Origin of the sequence: Natronomonas salina, from assembly GCF_013391105.1 — an archaeon.
In the GTDB taxonomy this organism is placed as follows: domain Archaea; phylum Halobacteriota; class Halobacteria; order Halobacteriales; family Haloarculaceae; genus Natronomonas; species Natronomonas salina.
The window spans coordinates 2,792,515-2,807,892 of the sequence record NZ_CP058335.1; the positions used below are offsets into that span (position 1 = coordinate 2,792,515).

Sequence of the window (15,378 nt, forward strand, 5' to 3'; positions counted from 1 at the left end):
ACGCCCGGACGGGACGCCGTCGTGGAACTGAGGACGAGGGCCTCGGTCGTAGAGGCGAGTGCACGACCCCCATCGCACCCGCCGCCGGAAAGTATCAATTAATCGTTACCAACGTCGCCGTCGCCGGGTCCGCCCCTCCTGAAAGGTCTGGGCACGTTATATGCCGGGCATCCCAAGGGTCGTCGTACCCCCGTGGGAGGAGGGACAGCGGTTCCGGCGCGTAGCGGCGGCGCTGGCGCTCGGTCCGCGACCCACCCCTGGGGACGGAGCGATCCAAACGTGCCACTCATCGAACGCGTCCGGCGGCTGCTGGGCGACCGGGACGCCGCGGACGAATCCGGGGACGTCTTCCTGGAGTGTCGGCGGTGCGGGACGACGCTCGACTCGGAGACCGACCGCTGCCGGGCCTGCGGCGCCCGCGACGTCGCCCGGTACGTCATCGAGTGACCGGGCCGCAGCGGCGGTCTCGGCGCCCGTGCCGAGTCACGTCGGTCGCGGCGCAGAGCCCCGACGACCGCCTGCTTCGGCGCTCCGAAGCGCCAATACGCTTAACCCGCGGCGTACCGCAGGGTCCCTCGTGTCTACGGGGATCCGGGTACTGCACGTGGACGACGACGACCTCTTCCGCGACCTCGCGACCCGCCACCTGGAGCGGGAGGGGCTGGACGTCACCACGGTCGGCGGCGCGTCGTCGGCCCTCGACGCCCTCGAGGAGGTCGACGTCGACTGCGTCGTCTCGGACTTCGACATGCCCGGCGCCGACGGCCTCGAGTTGCTCGAGGCCGTCCGGGAGCGGGACCCCGACCTCCCGTTCGTCCTCTTCACCGGCAAGGGCAGCGAGGAGATCGCCAGCGAGGCCATCAGCGCCGGCGTCACCGACTACCTCCAGAAGGAGACCAACAGCGACCAGTTCGCGCTGCTGGCCAACCGCATCGAGCGGGCGGTGACCGAGCGGCGGACCGAGGAGGCCCTCGAGGAGAGCGAGCGGATGCTCTCGACGCTCGTCTCGAACCTCCCGGGCGTCGTCTACCGCTGCCGGAACGAGCCCGGCTGGCCGATGGAGTACGTCGGCGGCAACGTCGAGGAGGTCACCGGCTACGAGGCGAACGACTTCCTCGACGGCGACGTCTCGTGGGGCGAGCTCATCGTCGAGGAGGACCGCGAGGAGATGTGGGAGACGACCCAGCGCGCCCTCGAGGCCCGCGAGGCCTTCGAGGTGACCTACCGGATCACCGACGCCGACGGCGAGACGCGGTGGCTGCGCGAGCAGGGCCAGGGCGTCTTCGCCGCCGAGGACGCCGACGAGCCGGTCGCCCTCGAGGGGTTCATCACCGACGTGACCGGCCGCAAGCGCCGCGAGCGCGAACTCGTCGAGTACGACCGCCTGGTCGACGCGATGGGCGACCCGGTGTACACGACCGACGCGGCGGGCCGCATCACGACGTTCAACGAGCGCGCGGAGGCGGTGACCGGCTACGACGCCGACGACCTCCTCGGCGAGCACGTCTCGACGCTGCTCTCCCGGGAGGACATCGAGCGCGGGGAGGCGGTCATCCGCGAGCTGCTCGGCAGCGACGACGGGACCGCGACCTACGAGCTCGCCGTCCGGACGGCCGACGGCGACGAGATCGACCTGGAGAACCACGTGGCGCTGCTCACCCACGACGGCGAGTTCCACGGGACCATCGGCGTCCTCCGGAGCCGGACTGACCGCACCGACAACCGGCTCCGCCGGCTCCACGACGCCACCCGGAAGCTGATGGGCGAGACCGACCCGGAGCGGATCGCCGAGCTGACCGTCGAGGCCGCCCGGGAGATCCTCGAGCTCCCGGTCGCCTCCGTCCGGTTCGCACGGGAGGACGCCTTGGAGCTGGTCGCCGTGACCGAGCCGACCGTCGACACGATGGGCGAGCGTCCCCCGTTCCCCGTCGACGACAGCGTCGCCGGCGAGGTCTTCCGGGCGGGCGAGCCCCGGGTCGAACCGGACCTGCACGCCCTCGAGAAACCGATCGACCCCGGCGCGGCGCGCTCTGCGGCGTACTTCCCGCTCGGCGAGCACGGCGTCTTCATCGCGGCCGCGACGGAACGCGACGCCTTCGACGAGGGCGACATCCGGCTGGCGACCGTCCTGGCGGCCAACGCCGAGGCCGCCCTCGACCGGGCGCACAAGGAGGCGGCGCTCCGCCGCGAGCGCGACGACCTCGCCGCCCTCTTCGAGAACATCCCCGACCCCACCGTCGAGACGCTCATGGCCGGCGGCCGGCCCATCGTCCAGCGGGTCAACCCCGCCTTCGAGGACGTCTTCGGCTACTCGAACGAGGAGATCCACGGGGCGGACCTCGACGACTTCATCGTCCCCGAGGAGCACCGCGACGTCGCCCGCGAGCACAACGAGCGCATCGAGGGCGGCGACGGGTTCCACGACGAGGTCCGCCGCCTCGCCGACGACGGCCTCCGGGACTTCATCCTCCACGTCGTCCCCCACGACGTCGGCGAGGCGTCCACGCGCGGCTACGCCATCTACACCGACATCACCGACCAGAAGCAGCGCGAGCGGAAGCTCGAGCGGCAGAACGAGCGGCTCGACCAGTTCGCCAGCGTCGTCAGCCACGACCTCCGGAACCCCCTGTCGGTCGCCCGGGGGCGCCTCGACCTCGCGGAGATGACCGGCGAGGCCGAGCACTTCGAGGCCGTCGAGCGCGCCCACGACCGGATGGACGAGCTCATCAACGGCCTGCTCGCGCTCGCCCGGCAGGGGGAACTCGCGAACGACCCCATCCCGGTCGACGTCGAGAACGCCGCCGAGACCGCCTGGGACACCGCCGAGACGGGCGACCTCGCCCTCTCGCTCGACGACCCACCGACGGTCGACGCCGACCCCGACCGCCTGCGCCAGCTGCTGGAGAACGTCTTCCGGAACGCCGACCAGCACGGCGGCGACGGCGCCTCGACGGTCACCGTCGGGTCGCTCCCGAACGGCGACGGCTTCTACGTCGCCGACGACGGCGAGGGCATCCCGGAGGCCGAGCGGGAGACGGTCCTGCAGTCGGGGTACTCCGGGGCCGACGGCACCGGGTTCGGCCTCGCCATCGCCGAGACCATCGCGGAGGCCCACGGCTGGCGCATCGCCGTCACCGAGAGCGACGAAGGCGGCGCCCGCTTCGAGTTCCGCGACGACCCGGCGCTAGACGGCGACTGAACCCGTCGAGCGCGGCCGTCAGCGCGTCCGGACGCGCGCCCGAACCGGCTCCTCGGTGTGGAGGGTGATGGCCATGTCGAGTTCGGGGTCGGGGTCCGACAGGAGGTCGAACTCTACCCGCTGGAGGACGGTCGGGAGGACGGTCTGCAGCTCGAGCATCGCGAAGCGCATCCCGATGCAGTGCCGCGGGCCGCCGCCGAACGGGAAGTACGCGAAGTCGGGCAGCGACTCCTCGAAGCCGTCGGTCCAGCGGTCCGGGTCGAACGCCTCGGGGTCGTCGTACCACCGGTCGTCGGTGTGGACGAAGAACTGCGGCAGCGTGAGCTTCGTCCCCGCCGGAATTCGGTAACCGCCGAGTTCGACGTCCTCGCGGGCCTCTCGGAAGGTGATGAACGCCGGCGGGTACAGCCGGAGGGTCTCCTTGACGACCCGCTCGGTGTAGTCGAGGGCCCGGACGTCGGCGACGGTCGGCCGGTCGCCGCCGAGGACGTCCGCGTACTCCGCGTCGAGGCGGTCGCGAACGTCCCCGTGCTGGGCGACCTGGAGGACGGCGTAGGTCAGCGCGAGCGAGGTGGTTTCGTGGCCGGCGAAGAGGAACGTCGCCATCTGGTCGCGGAGTTCGACGTCCGACATCGTCCGGCCCGCCTCGTCCTCGGCGGTCAGCAGCGTCGAGAGCACATCGTCGTACTCGTCGGCCCGGCCGCGGCGTTCCTCGATGAGGCGCTCGACGAACTCACGGAACTCGGAGAGGACCCGTTTGTAGCGGCGATTCTCCGGGGTGGGCAGCCACATCGGGAGGAACGTCGAGACGCCGTCCAGCGAGCCGCGGGCGTTCAGCGTCTCCGCGAATTCGGTGACCAGCGCGGCCTCCGCGCCCAGTTCGATGTCGAACAGCGAGTGGGCGAGCACCTGGAGGGTGAGCTCTGAGAAGGCCTCGTTCAGGACGACCGCCTGGCCGTCGTCCCAGTCGGCGACCAGTTCGTCGGCGTACCGGGTCATGGCGCCGGCGTAGCTGCCGATCTGTTCCATCGTGAACGCGCCCTGGACGGCCTCGCGCTGGCGGCGCCACTGCTCGCCTTCGGTCAGCAGCAGCCCCTCGCTGGCGAACTCGCCGCCCAGGTCCTCGAAGCCGTACTTGCCGAACTGCTCGAAGTCGGTCAGCAGCACCCGCCCGATCAGGTCCGGGTGCAGCACCGTACAGAACTGCAGCCGCGGGAGGCTGTAGCTGACCACGTCGCCGTACCCCGACATCTCCTCGAAGAAGGCCTCCGGATCGCGGACCAGCGAGTGGGCGTTCCCCACCAGCGGCAGCCCCCTGGGCCCCGGCGGAATCTCCGTCGGTAGTTCCCCTCCGTCGTCACCCGCTCCCGGCTCCGCCGCCTCCTTCGTCCGGTCGCGCTCCCCCGCCGCGTCGCCGCTCGGAACGGACATATCCGGCCGTAGGCGCCCCGACGCGGTGGCCGTTGTCCCGATATACCTAGGTCACTTATGCAGCCGGTGACCGTACACCGCCCGATGCGGTACCTCACCGCGAGGCTGGAGCAGCCGCCGTGGATGCGCCACCCGATGCAGGAGTTCCTGGCGACCTCCGAGTCGATGCGGCGCGAGGAGCTGCTGGGGTGGAACCTCTCCCGGGACGACGTCCAGGTGCTGCTGTTCTACGTCGAGGGCGACGTCGACGCCTACCGCGAGTGAATCGCGGCGGTCGACGCCGTCAGGGACGTCGAACTCACGCCGGTCGACGACGAGAGCTTCTACGTCTACGTCACCCAGGCGTACACGCGGTCGGACGAGACCTTCTTCGGCGCGTTCGCGGAGCTGCGGCTCGTCGTCGTCCCGCCCATCCGCTACGGTTCCGACGGCCACCCGGAACTGACGGTCGTCGGCAGCGAGGGCAGCCTCACGGCGCTGGTCGAGGCGCTCCGCGAGTGGGCCGGCGTCTCGGTCGACGTCCGCACCGTCGGGACGTTCGACCGCCGGCACGGTACGGTCGCCGGCGACCTCACCGACCGGCAGTTCGAGGCCGTCGAGACCGCTACCGAACTCGGCTACTACGCCGCACCCAGGGAGGCGTCGCTGGCGGACGTGGCCGACGCCCTTGACGTCGCCGAGGGGACCGCCTCCGAGTTGCTCCGCCGCGCCGAATCCCGGCTGATGGCCGGCCTGGTCGGCGCCCCGTGAGGGGGGTCAGGCTTTTACTCGGCCTCTCCCTGGTCGAGCCATGACAACGGAGCTACCGTCCCCGGAGTTCGACGACCGCCTCGCCGCTGTCCGCGACCGCATCGCCGAGGCGGGCGCCGACGCGGGCGTCTGGTTCGGCGCCACCGCCATCGAGTACCTCTCCGGCTTCGCGCACATCCAGACCGAGCGGCCGGTCGCGCTGGCGGTCACCGGCGACACTGTCGCGCTCGTCGTCCCCCGTCTCGAGGTCGAGCGCGCCGAGGCCGTCGACCACGTCGACTGCGTCGACCACTACTTCGACTACCCGGGCGGCGACCCCGTCGAGACCGTCGCCGAGCTGCTCGCCGACCTCGGCGTCGAGTCGGTCGCCGCCGACGCCGACGGCGCCCCCGGCGTGATGGGCTACCAGGGGCCGCCGCTCTCCGAGCACGTCGACGTCGAGACGCAGGCCTGGGTCGACCGGATGCGCTGGGCGAAGAGCGACGCCGAGGTCGACCTGATCCGCGAGTCGGCCCGCTGGGCCAACCTCGGGCACCGCTACCTCGCAGACCACACCGAGGTCGGCGCCCACCCGGCGACGGTGAGCCAGCGCGCGTCGCTGGAGGCCTCCCGGGCGATGCTCGACACGCTCGGCGACCGGTACGTCGAGCGCGTCCGCGGCGACGGGCCCGTCCACGCCGGCTACATCAGCGCCGAGGAGACCGCCCTGCCGCACGGCCACACGCCGAACCAGCGGCTCCGCGAGGGCGACGTCCTCGTCACCGGCGCCACCGCGAACGTCGACGGCTACTTCTCGGAGCTCGAGCGCACCATGTTCGTCGGCGAGCCGACCGACGAGCAGGTCCACTACTTCGAGCTGATGCTGGAGGCCCAGACCCTCGCCATCGAGGCGCTCGGGCCGGGCGTCGAACTGTCGTACGTCGACAGCGAGGTCCGCGAGTTCTTCGAGGAGCAGGGGGTCGCCGACCTCGCTCAGCACCACGTCGGCCACAACATCGGCCTCGGGGCCCACGAGCCGCCGTACATCGACGCGGGGTGGGGCGACCACTGCGAGAGCGAGGCGACGAACTACGGTGCCGCGGACGCCGTAATGGAGCCCGGACACGTCTACACCATCGAACCGGGGATCTACACCGAGGACGCCGGCTACCGGCACTCCGATACCATCGCGGTCACCGAGGACGGCGTCGAGTGGCTCACGTACTTCCCCCGGGACCTGGAGTCGAACACGATCAGATAGGCTGGCTACCCGACGGCCGGCCTCGACGTGCCCGCCACGTCGTGTCGTCCACCCGAAACCGACCCGAAGCTACGGCTCGAAGACGCGGGCGGACTCGTCGGTCACGACGCCGTACCGGGCCGCCTCGAACTCCGGCGGTCCAGCCTCGCCCTCGTACCGCGACGCCAGGCTCGCCAGGACGGCGTCCCGGACGCAGGCGCGGGCGGCGCCGCCCACCGCGGTCGCGCTGCCGGCGAACCGCGAGAAGCCGCCGCCGGGGTCGGCTCCGACGACCACCGCGTCGCTGGTCGTCCCGGGGACGTCGGCGGCGTGGAGCAGCGTCGCTGCCTTGGCCTCGACGGCGGTCGCGAGCAACCCGGCCAGGCCGCCGTCGTCGAGGGCTCGCGTGGTGCCCACGAAGACGTTCACCGTCCCGGGGCGGAACCCCGGTTTCCCCTCGACCTGTTCGTCGCCCTTCACTTCGGGTGGAGCGCCGCCTCTCTCGGCGCTCCGGGCATCGACGTCCATCGGCAGCGCGGCGGGGTTCGAGAGCCCGGCGGTGGCGACGACCTCGACGGGACCGAGCCGAGCGCACCGCGCGTGGCGCTGACTGACGCCCGTGAGGAGTGTCGGGCCGGCGGCGCGGTCGCCGAGGCGCTCGTCGGCGTAGGCGGCGAGGTTGGTGCGGTCGAACCCCTCGGGCACGGTGAGGTTGTGGGCCGCGTCGGCCTCGCGGTACCCGCCGTCGAAGCCGTTCGAGAGCCACCGCGTCCCCTCGCTGCGGAGCGTCAGGCGGTCGTCGGTCCGGTCGTACTCGAACATCAGCGCACCCCGTCGAGGACCGCCAGCAGGCGGTCGGTCGCCGCGCGGTCCCGGACGGCGATGCGGACGTGGGCGTCCAGGCCGCGGAACGTGGTCGCGTCGCGGAGGACGACGCCGCGGTTGCGGCAGGCCGTCAGGAGGTCCGCGGGGTCCGCCCCGACGTCGCAGAGCAGGAACGGCGCCGCCGAGGAGTGGACGTCGAAGCCCCTGGATTCGAGCCCCTCTCGGAGGTACTCGCGCTCCCTGGTGACGCGCTCGCGGGTCTCGGCGACGAACGTCTCGTCGCCCATCGCGTGGGCGCCGACCGCGGCGGCGGGGCCACCGAGCGACCAGGCGGGGCGGGCGGTCCGGAGGCGCTGGAGGAGGTCACCCCCGGCGACGGCGAAGCCGGCGCGGAGCCCCGGCAGCCCGAACAGCTTCGTCAGCGAGCGCGCGACGACGACGCCCGGACGCCCCGCGAGCGAGTCCCGCTCCGTGAACCCGAGGAACGCCTCGTCGGCCAGCAGGACCGTTCCGGCCTCGGCACAGCGGTCGGCGAAGGCCGCGAGCGCCGACCCGTCGGGAAGGTCGCCGGTGGGGTTGTTGGGCGTGCAGACGACCGCCATCGCGTGGTCCGCGGGGTCGCGGTCGAGGAGTTCGTCGTGGGGGACGTGGACGACCTCGCCGCCGGCCAGTTCGACCTCGCGGGCGTACTCGCCGAAGGAGGGGTACGGCACCAGGACGGTGTCGCTGGGCGAGACGGCGACGCCGACGGCCAGACGGATGGCGGCGAGGCCGCCCGCGGTGGGCACGACCGCCGCCGGGTCGCAGCCGACGTAGTCGGCGGCCGCCGCGCGGAACTCGGGGTAGCCGTCGTTGGGGTACGACCGGGCGTCGTCGAAGGCCGCCTCGTAGACCGCCCGGGAGCCGTCGGGGACGCGAGGGTTGACGTTCGCGCTCAGGTCGAGGACGTCCGGCTCGTCGCTGGAGCCGTGGGGGACGCGCCCGGCGTCGGCGACGCTGTCAGGGTCCATCGGCGAGCACCTCCGCGACGGCCGCGTCGTCGGGCCGGTTGACGTTCACCGCGAGCCGGGCGTCGTAGCTGACGTGGACCGTCTCGTCGTCGGTCACCCCTACGATGTTCACCCCGGTCGGCGAGAGTTCGTGACCACCGTGAGCGCGCGTCGAATCGGCGCTGACGCCCAGCGCCTCCTTCAGCGCCGTCGGGACGCAGACGGTCAGCGAACTGCCGTCCGCCCGGCATTCGGTCTCGTATACATCTAGGACCCTATCCACGACGTCGCCGGCCAGCAGCGGGAGGTCCGAGACGACCGTGAGGACGGGCCGCTCTACGGACTCGAGTGCGGTCCCGAGGTCCGCGACGTAGCCGTCGCCGTCGGTCTCGACGGTGGGGACGCGACCCTCGAGGTGGGCGGCCGTCTCGGGGGCCAGCGGCGAGGTGACGGCGTGGATTGCCTCGACCCGGCTCGTCTCGAGGGCTGCCAGGACCCGGTCGACCATCGGCTCGCCGGCGACCTCGAACAGCGGCTTCTCGCCGCGGTCGAGGCGGGTTCCGCGGCCGCCGCACATCAGAAGTACATCCACGTGACCACCCCCGCGTGGAGCGCCGCGACGCGTCCGAGTTCGTTGACGGCGCCGAAGACGTCGCCGTTGACGCCGCCGACGTGGCGTTCGCCCCAGCCGACGAGCGAGACCGCGACGACCGGCCCAGTGAGGACGGCGACGAGCGCGGCCGGCGAGGGGAACGTCAGCAGGGCCGCCGGGACGGCCGCGAGCGCCGGCCCAGCCAGCAGCGCCGGCTCGGCGTTCCGCGTGAACTGCGAGCCGATCCCCTCGTGGCTGGCGGTGCCGATGCAGGCGACCGTCGCCATCCCGAGCTTGGCGCCGACCTCGGCGGCGATGACGAGCAGGAGCGCGAGGATCTCGGGGAGGCCGGCGAGCGCGAGGCCTGCGAGTGCGAGGCCCGCGACGACGACGGCGACGGCGCTGACCGCGCCGACGCCGACGGTGGTGTCCTTCAGGACGTCCCGGCGGCCGTCGTCCTCGTGGACCGCCGCGGCGTCGCCGAGGTCGGCGACCCCGTCGAGGTGGGCGATGCCGGTGACCGCGACGAGCGCCAGGAGGTAGGCGAACGCCGCGGCGGCGCCGGGCAGGACGAGGAACGGAAGCGCCGCGAGCGCGCCGACGAGGTAGCCCACCAGCGGGAACGCGGCGGGGAACTCCTGGAAGCGGAGCCAGTCGCGCTCGCGGGACTCGACCGGCAGGCGGGTCAGGAAGGCGACGCCGCCGCGGAGGCCGCTGGCGATCTCGTTCAGAGCCACCGGACCACCCCCGCGAGCGCGACGGTGCCGTAGGCGGCGACGCCCGCCCGCCGGACGGCCGCGACGGCGGCCCGGCCGTCGGCGACCGTCGGGTGGTCGGCCACCTCGTTGAGGACGTAGCCGCCGGGCTTCTCGAGACGGACGTTCAGCGCGGCGGCGAGGGCGCCCATCGGCCAGCCGGCGTTCGGCGACGGCGTGGCGCGGGCGTAGCGGCGCGCCCGCCACGGGGCGTCCGGGTCGCCCGCAGCCAGGCCGACGAGGAGAGCGGTCAGCCGGGCGGGGACGAACATCACGAGGTCGTCGAGACGGGCGCTCCCCCAGCCGAAGGCGCCGGGGTAGCCGAGCATCGAGTCCAGCGTGTTGACGGCCTTGACGAACGCCGCGCCCGCGGCGGCCGCCGGCAGCGAGACGAACGACAGGACGGCGAAGGCGAACAGTGGGGCGACGAGGCCGTCCGAGAGGTTCTCGGCGAGGCTCTCGACGGCGGCGCTCCGGACGAGTTCGGGGGAGAGGCCGGCGACGTCGCGGCCGACCAGCGCCGGGAGTGCCTCGCGGGCGGCCTGGAGGTCGTCTGCGCTGTCGGCGACGACCCGCTCCCCGACGTCCAGGAGGAGCCGGAGACTGGTCGTGGTCCAGAGGGCGAGTCCGGCGAGGACCGAGACGACGACGGCGTGCAGCGGCGTCGCGAGCCACAGCAGGCCGTAGACGAGCGCGGCCGCGCCAAGCGGGAGCGCGAGGGCGACGAGGGCGCCGACGAGCCGCGGGGCGGGGTACTCGCGGTGGGCGATCCCGTCGACGAGGCGGCCGAACCACGCCACCGGGTGGAGCTCGGCCGGCGGCTCCTGGAACGCCCAATCGAGGACGGCGGCGACCGCGACGGCGACGGTGACGCCGAGCGGCGTCGCGGTCACGCGATCACCTCCAGGGTCTCCGGGAGCTCCGCGAGCGGGGTCTCTCCCACGTCGACGAACCGGCCGCCCGCGGCCTCGACGCCGCCGTCCGTCTCGGGGTCGTCGCCGACGTGGACCAGGTCGGCGACGTCGGCGTCCAGCTGCCGCGCGACGGCCTCGAAGGCGCGCCGGTCGGGTTTCCGCCAGCCGCAGCCGACGCTCGTGACGACCGCGTCGAAGGCGTCCCGGAGGTCCGCGCGGATGAGCGTCCGCCGGGCGAGTTCGGGGACGCTGCAGTTCGAGCAGACGCCGACGGGACCGCGCTCCCGCGCCGCCTCGACGGCCGCCAGCGCGCCCTCGCGCCGCTCGACGTCGGGGTCGAAGGCGGCGACGACGGCCCGCCGGGCGGCGTTGTTCGGCGCGTCGACGTCGCGGGAGGCCAGCGCCGCCGAGACGTGCGCGGGGAGGGGAACCTCTGCGCCGTCGGGGGCGTCGATATGCACCTCGCGGTAGGCGGCGCCGAAGTCCTCGGGGACGGAGACGTCCCGCGCCCGGAGTTCGCGGGCGACGGCCGCCGCGGGGTCGTCGGGGACGTCGGCGTCGACGAGCGTGTCGAAGAGGTCGAACGAGACTGCCACTGTCGCGGTGTACCCCCGCGGACACCTTGAAACTCGCGGGGTCGGCTCAGACGGCGTCCTCGACGACGCCGACGAGTTCGTCCCGGAGGGCGCCGGTCCGCGCCGCGACGAACCAGTCCTCGCCGCTCGCGGTCTCGTGGCCCACCGCCTCGACGAACAGTTCGCCGAGCAGTTGCTCCTCGTCGTCGGGGCGGTAGGCGACCGCGCCGTCGAGCCGGCCGCGCGCCAGCAGGCCCCAGTGGACCGACGGACTCCAGCTCTCCAGCCGCCGCTTGCAGGCCGACTCGACGCCGCGATCGATCCGCTCGGAGACGGCGCTGGCCTCGGCGTCCCGCTTCACGTCGTGGCCGATGACCGACATCACCGTCGCGGCCTCCGGGTCGACCGCCGGCGACTCCGTTCCGTCGACCCGGTCGCCGCCGTAGCGGAGTCCTTCGCCGCGCCGGCAGACGTACAGGTCGTCCGGCACGGGCGCGTGGACGACCGCCAGTTCGGTCCGGCCGTCGACGAGGAGCGTGACCGCGGTCGCGAACGACGGCAGCCCGGCCTCGAAGTTGTTCGTCCCGTCGAGCGGGTCGACGACCCAGCGGTAGCGGTCGACGCCGGCGTGGACGCCCGACTCCTCGGCGTCGACCGTGTGGTCGGGGAACGCCGCCCGGACGACGTCCAGCATCCGCGCCTCCGACTCGACGTCCGCGCTGGACTTCGCGTCCGTCGCGAGGAAGGTGGCCTCGGAACTGCCGTCCTCGAAGACCGTCTCCAGGTAGCGGCCGCCGGCCAGGCAGGCAGCGACAGCGACGGATTCGGCGTTCTCTGGGAGGGACATGGACTCGGTTCGTGGGTGGGTCCCGGCTAAGGGATTTCGGTTCGCCGTCCGTCTCATAGGGCCATCCCGGCGGAATCCAGATCGCGGGGCGTCCCAGCCCGGAGAGGCAAGACGCTTGAGCGGGGCCCACCAACCCCCGGCCGATGCGAGAGGCACATCCGGTCGAGCGGGCCGTCGGGATCGACTACTACGTCTCCGGGACCGACGGCGTCGGCGGCCGCCTGCGCGACCGACCGGCCGACTTCCGGGTCCGCGAACGGGAGTCCTTCGACGTTGACCTCCACCCGGAGGACGCCGACACCGGGTCGTACCCCCACCTCGTCTTCCGGGCGACGCTCCGGGGGTGGGACACGAACGACTTCGCGTCGGCGCTCTCCGACGCGCTGGGCGTGAGCCGCGAGCGGGTCTCGTGGGCCGGCACGAAGGACAAGCACGCCGTCACGACGCAGCTGTTCTCGGTGAAGCTGGAGACGAACGACCTGCCCGAGCTGGACCACGCCGACGTCGAGGTGCTGGGGCGGGCCGGCCGCCCCGTGCTGTTCGGCGACCTGGCTGGCAACGAGTTCGAGGTCGTCGTCCGGGACGCGGAGCGACCGGCGAACGCCGACGGGATCGCCGCGGAACTCCGGACGTTCGCCGCCGACGGGGCCGACTCCGAAGACGCGGAGGGTCGGGTCGCCGTCCCGAACTTCTTCGGCCAGCAGCGCTTCGGGTCGATGCGACCGATCACCCACCGCGTGGGGCTGGACGTCGTCCGCGGCGACTGGGAGTCGGCCGCGGTCCGGTACGTCTGCGAGTCCAGCGATCGCGAGCCCGACGCGACCCGGGAGGCCCGCGAGGAGGTCGGGGAGACGCGCGACTGGCAGGCGGCGCTGGACCTGCTGCCGGGCCGGCTGCGCTACGAGCGCGCCATCGCCTCGCGGCTGGCGGAGGGCGCCGCGGAGCCGGCGGACTACCGCGAGGCCCTCGAGCGGCTGCCCACGAACCTCCAGCGCATGTTCGTCAACGCCGCGCAGTCCTACGCGTTCAACCTGATGCTCTCCGAGCGGCTCGAACGGGGGCTGCCGTTCGGTCGGCCGGTCGAGGGCGACGTGGTCTGCTTCGCTGACGACGACGGCCTGCCGGACCCCGACAGAACCCAGGTGGTCGATGCGGGCCGGGTCGAGACGGTGGCGAGACACTGCGAGCGCGGGCGGGCGTTCGTCACCGCGCCGCTGGTCGGGACTGACACCGAGTTCGGCGACGGCGAACCCGCCGAAATCGCCAGGGAGGTCCTCGACGACCTGGACATCGAACCCTCAGACTTCTCGCTGCCTGGCGAGTTCGATTCTACGGGGACGCGACGGGCGATCAGGGTTACGACCGACCTGGAGTTGGAGGAAGAGCCACTGACGCTGCGCTTCTCGCTGCCGAAGGGGAGCTACGCGACGGTCGTCGCCCGGGAGTTCCTGAAGGCCGACCCGGACGCCCTCTCCTAGCGGCGGCCTTCGCTCGTCGCGGTTCTCGCTCCCGAGGGTCGCTCACGGTTCACTGCGTTCACCGTTCGAGTTCTCGAGACGCTCGCTGTACTCGCGTCTCACCTTTGCTCCGACGCGCGCAGCTCACGGGTCGCTCCGCTCCCCGTTCGCTCGTCGCGGTTCTCGCTCCCTGGGGTCGCTCCGAACCGCGCTCGTCTCGCGGCTCACTTCGTTCACCGCTCGACTTCCGAGGCGCTCCCGCGGGTCGCGCCTCGCTCCCGAACCGCCCCGCTTATCGGCCCGCGTCGCCTGCCCCCGGACATGGAGTGTCGGTGCTGTGCGACGACGCTGGAGCGGCCGGGTGACTACTGCCTGGTCTGTCGCAGCGCCAACACCGACACCGCGGTCATCGACTGCGAGCGCGAGCGCGCGACCGTCACCTGCCTGCTCGAGGAGACGGTCGTCGCCGAGCGGACGGTCACGACGAAGCGGGAGACCGACGAGCGGTGGGCGCCGGCCGAACTCCGGAACTTCGCGGGCCGCATCGCCGACGAGGTCCGCCGGAAGCGCCCCGAGGAGGTCTACGCCACCGGTCACCGCGACGTCCTGCAGGCGATCCGGGCGGATCTCCACTACCCCTTCTACCGCGTGGCCGACGACGACCCCGTCGAGGCGGTCGTCCGCAAGCGCGGCGACCCAGCCCTGGAGGTCGTCGAGGCGCCCGTCGAGGAGAAGCTCGGCGGCAGCCACTCGACGGTGATCGGCGACCGGGCGGGGCGGCGGGCCCTGCAGACCGTCGCCGGCCACCCCCACGTCAAGAAGATCATCCCCGGCCCCATCGACGCCGGCGGCGCCAGCTCCCCGACCGGCGTCCGGGCGAAGGCGACCCGCGCCGACGAGCACGGCAACGTCCGGCTCCTCCTCCGGGACGGCTCCAGCGTCCAGGAGAACCGCGTCGTCACCACCGCCGGCGACCGCGAACTCGGCGAGCACGTCCGCGACGACCTCAACGACGCGCTCGCCGAGGCGGAACTCAGGGACTGACACCGAACCCGGCTTTTAGGCGCGGAGCGGCGTACCCCGGGAGCGATGGACGACCGCGAGATCCCGCTGGGCCTCGACGGCCACGCGCTGGCGATCCTCTTCGCCTCCTCGATGGCGACCGCCGTCGGCGCGGTGCTCGTCGGGGCGCCCGCACTGGCGCCCGTGGCCGCCGGAGGCGTGGGGGTCGGTCTCGGCGGCGGGCTGCTCTGGGGGCAGTTCCACCTCCGCCGGGCCGTCGCGCGGCAGTTGCTGACCTGGGGCGAGTCGGTCGAGGACGTCCGGCTGGCGGACGGCGGGTTCGTCCCCCGGTGGGAGGTCCGACTCGACGGCGGCGACCGGACGGTCGCGCTCGTCGGCACGGCGTTCGGCCCCCAGAACCCGCTGTTCCTCGAGGACGAGGACGGCCTCCGGCGGGTCTGACGGGAGGACCCGGCTGGACTAGCTTGTCGGGCCGGCGGCGCTCTGGACGCGCCAGCCGCCCTCGACGCCGCAGGCCTCGCGGACCTCGTAGCCGATCTCGGTGTCCGGGTCGATCCGCTCGCCGTCGACTGATTCGACCCGGAGCGGGACGTCCAGTGAGTCGCCGCAGCAGCCGACGCCGACGAACTCCTCGAAGACGTCGCCCTCGGCGGCGCGGTCGCGGGTCTTCCGGAGGTACGCCCGGAACCACGGGGTCTCCACCTGCGAGCGGCCCCACTCGCTGAGGTCCGCCGGGTAGGACAGCACCAGTCGGGTCGCCGCGTCGGTCGATGCCATACGTCGACGTCGTGGCTTCGGGGGC

The 15,378-nt window shown here is 73.0% G+C and carries 17 protein-coding genes; 8 read left to right on the top strand and 9 right to left on the bottom strand.

The genetic code is table 11. From position 1 onward, the window contains the following. The first annotated feature begins 279 nt into the window (after positions 1–279). A complete protein-coding gene (locus tag HWV07_RS14430; protein WP_178332316.1) occupies positions 280–447 on the top strand; it encodes a hypothetical protein in 168 nt (55 codons plus the stop codon). Between the two features lie 130 nt (positions 448–577). Then, positions 578–3,199, top strand: coding sequence for a PAS domain S-box protein (locus HWV07_RS14435; protein ID WP_178334983.1), 2,622 nt, complete (start codon positions 578–580; stop codon positions 3,197–3,199). A gap of 18 nt (positions 3,200–3,217) precedes the next feature. Here HWV07_RS14435 and HWV07_RS14440 read toward each other — a convergent pair whose 3' ends face one another. Then, positions 3,218–4,630 (bottom strand): cytochrome P450, encoded by a 1,413-nt coding sequence (locus HWV07_RS14440; protein WP_178334984.1) that lies wholly within the window; start codon positions 4,628–4,630, stop codon positions 3,218–3,220. Positions 4,631–4,714: 84 nt separating this feature from the next. Here HWV07_RS14440 and HWV07_RS19665 point away from each other — a divergent pair, with 84 nt between their 5' ends. The 3 genes from HWV07_RS19665 to HWV07_RS14450 are packed head-to-tail and all read left to right on the top strand — an operon-like array spanning position 4,715 to position 6,620. Further along, positions 4,715–4,894: a hypothetical protein gene (locus HWV07_RS19665; RefSeq protein ID WP_211694144.1), complete on the top strand. Its 180-nt coding sequence runs from the start codon at positions 4,715–4,717 to the stop codon at positions 4,892–4,894. Further along, complete coding sequence (locus tag HWV07_RS20140; protein WP_211694350.1) at positions 4,895–5,380, top strand: helix-turn-helix domain-containing protein; 486 nt, start codon at positions 4,895–4,897, stop codon at positions 5,378–5,380. 40 nt (positions 5,381–5,420) lie between these two features. After that, positions 5,421–6,620 (top strand): M24 family metallopeptidase, encoded by a 1,200-nt coding sequence (locus tag HWV07_RS14450; RefSeq protein WP_178334985.1) that lies wholly within the window; start codon positions 5,421–5,423, stop codon positions 6,618–6,620. A gap of 69 nt (positions 6,621–6,689) precedes the next feature. Here HWV07_RS14450 and HWV07_RS14455 read toward each other — a convergent pair whose 3' ends face one another. Genes HWV07_RS14455 through HWV07_RS14485 form a run of 7 tightly spaced genes read right to left on the bottom strand, consistent with a single transcriptional unit; the run spans position 6,690 to position 12,096 of the window. Beyond that, on the bottom strand, positions 6,690–7,421 hold the full coding sequence (locus tag HWV07_RS14455) for an adenosylcobinamide amidohydrolase (RefSeq protein ID WP_178334986.1): 732 nt from the start codon (positions 7,419–7,421) through the stop codon (positions 6,690–6,692). Further along, a complete protein-coding gene (cobD, locus tag HWV07_RS14460; protein WP_178334987.1) occupies positions 7,421–8,434 on the bottom strand; it encodes a threonine-phosphate decarboxylase CobD in 1,014 nt (337 codons plus the stop codon). Before cobD ends, HWV07_RS14455 begins: the two co-directional genes overlap by 1 nt. After that, complete coding sequence (locus tag HWV07_RS14465; protein ID WP_178336077.1) at positions 8,424–8,990, bottom strand: NTP transferase domain-containing protein; 567 nt, start codon at positions 8,988–8,990, stop codon at positions 8,424–8,426. The genes cobD and HWV07_RS14465 overlap by 11 nt, the downstream gene beginning before the upstream one ends. After that, positions 8,990–9,742 (bottom strand): adenosylcobinamide-GDP ribazoletransferase, encoded by a 753-nt coding sequence (cobS, locus tag HWV07_RS14470; RefSeq protein WP_178334988.1) that lies wholly within the window; start codon positions 9,740–9,742, stop codon positions 8,990–8,992. The genes HWV07_RS14465 and cobS overlap by 1 nt, the downstream gene beginning before the upstream one ends. Beyond that, complete coding sequence (cbiB, locus tag HWV07_RS14475; RefSeq protein ID WP_178334989.1) at positions 9,733–10,653, bottom strand: adenosylcobinamide-phosphate synthase CbiB; 921 nt, start codon at positions 10,651–10,653, stop codon at positions 9,733–9,735. Before cbiB ends, cobS begins: the two co-directional genes overlap by 10 nt. Further along, a complete protein-coding gene (locus tag HWV07_RS14480) occupies positions 10,650–11,270 on the bottom strand; it encodes an HAD family hydrolase (RefSeq protein WP_178334990.1) in 621 nt (206 codons plus the stop codon). The genes cbiB and HWV07_RS14480 overlap by 4 nt, the downstream gene beginning before the upstream one ends. Positions 11,271–11,316: 46 nt before the next feature. Beyond that, positions 11,317–12,096, bottom strand: coding sequence for an inositol monophosphatase family protein (locus HWV07_RS14485; protein WP_178334991.1), 780 nt, complete (start codon positions 12,094–12,096; stop codon positions 11,317–11,319). Positions 12,097–12,239: 143 nt separating this feature from the next. Between HWV07_RS14485 and truD the strand changes: the two genes are divergently transcribed. The 3 genes from truD to HWV07_RS14500 all read left to right on the top strand — a co-directional run bounded on the left by truD (position 12,240) and on the right by HWV07_RS14500 (position 15,017). Beyond that, a complete protein-coding gene (truD, locus tag HWV07_RS14490) occupies positions 12,240–13,574 on the top strand; it encodes a tRNA pseudouridine(13) synthase TruD (protein WP_178334992.1) in 1,335 nt (444 codons plus the stop codon). A 300-nt stretch (positions 13,575–13,874) separates the two neighbouring features. Continuing rightward, entirely contained in the window at positions 13,875–14,597 is a 723-nt protein-coding gene (locus HWV07_RS14495; protein WP_178334993.1) for a DUF2103 domain-containing protein, read from the top strand. 45 nt (positions 14,598–14,642) lie between these two features. Continuing rightward, positions 14,643–15,017, top strand: coding sequence for a hypothetical protein (locus HWV07_RS14500; protein ID WP_178334994.1), 375 nt, complete (start codon positions 14,643–14,645; stop codon positions 15,015–15,017). An 18-nt stretch (positions 15,018–15,035) separates the two neighbouring features. Here the strand turns inward: HWV07_RS14500 and HWV07_RS14505 are convergent, their stop codons facing one another. Then, positions 15,036–15,353: a DUF7968 family protein gene (locus HWV07_RS14505; protein ID WP_178334995.1), complete on the bottom strand. Its 318-nt coding sequence runs from the start codon at positions 15,351–15,353 to the stop codon at positions 15,036–15,038. Positions 15,354–15,378: the final 25 nt, after the last annotated feature.